Annotated in this window: 2 protein-coding genes; both read left to right on the top strand. The window is 63.1% G+C overall.

Annotation, left to right across the window (positions count from 1 at the left end):
* The first annotated feature begins 98 nt into the window (after positions 1-98).
* Positions 99-191, top strand: coding sequence for a potassium-transporting ATPase subunit F (locus tag D7X55_RS46535; protein WP_005407770.1), 93 nt, complete (start codon positions 99-101; stop codon positions 189-191).
* A gap of 11 nt (positions 192-202) precedes the next feature.
* A partial coding sequence (locus D7X55_RS46530; protein ID WP_147470505.1) for a potassium-transporting ATPase subunit KdpA occupies positions 203-442 on the top strand: 240 nt, incomplete at its 3' end.

The raw sequence follows: 442 nt of genomic DNA, 5'->3' as shown, positions 1-442 counted from the left end.
CTTTACGCGTCGGCCCGGTCCGGCGCGTAGTGCGTTTATGGGCGGCAGGACGACGATGACGGCCTGAGGTGGAGGGGTTCCACCAGGTCGCTATTGAAATGTCCCCCTGGCTGTCTTTGTTGTGTGGCGTGCTGGTGCTGGTCGCCGCCGCCTATCTTCTCTATGTCGTGCTGCGGCCCGAATCGTTCTAACGGAGCCGGCCATGACTGAGATGCTTGCCATTCTTGCCGCCAGCCTGCTGCTGGCGTGGCCGCTGGGCCTGTACCTGGCCCGCGTGATGCGCGGCACGCCGATGAAGGTCGACGTGCTGTTCAACTGGATCGAAAAGCCGTTTTACAAGGTGTTCGGCGTCGATCCCTCGCGCGCGATGTCCTGGCGCGGCTACATGCTGGCCTTCGTGCTGAGCAACGTGGTGGTCGCTGTGTTGACCCAGGCGGTGTTC

The sequence above is a fragment of the Corallococcus sp. AB049A genome (genome assembly GCF_003668885.1).
Lineage (GTDB): Bacteria > Myxococcota > Myxococcia > Myxococcales > Myxococcaceae > Corallococcus > Corallococcus interemptor.
The sequence above is the reverse complement of the archived record's forward strand: the minus strand, read 5'-3'. Positions and strand labels throughout refer to the sequence as shown.

What these genes read in the sequence shown, in the direction of transcription:
- D7X55_RS46535 (WP_005407770.1), top strand. Translation starts at nt 99, where the DNA reads ATGTCCCCCTGGCTGTCTTTGTTGTGTGGCGTGCTGGTGCTGGTCGCC.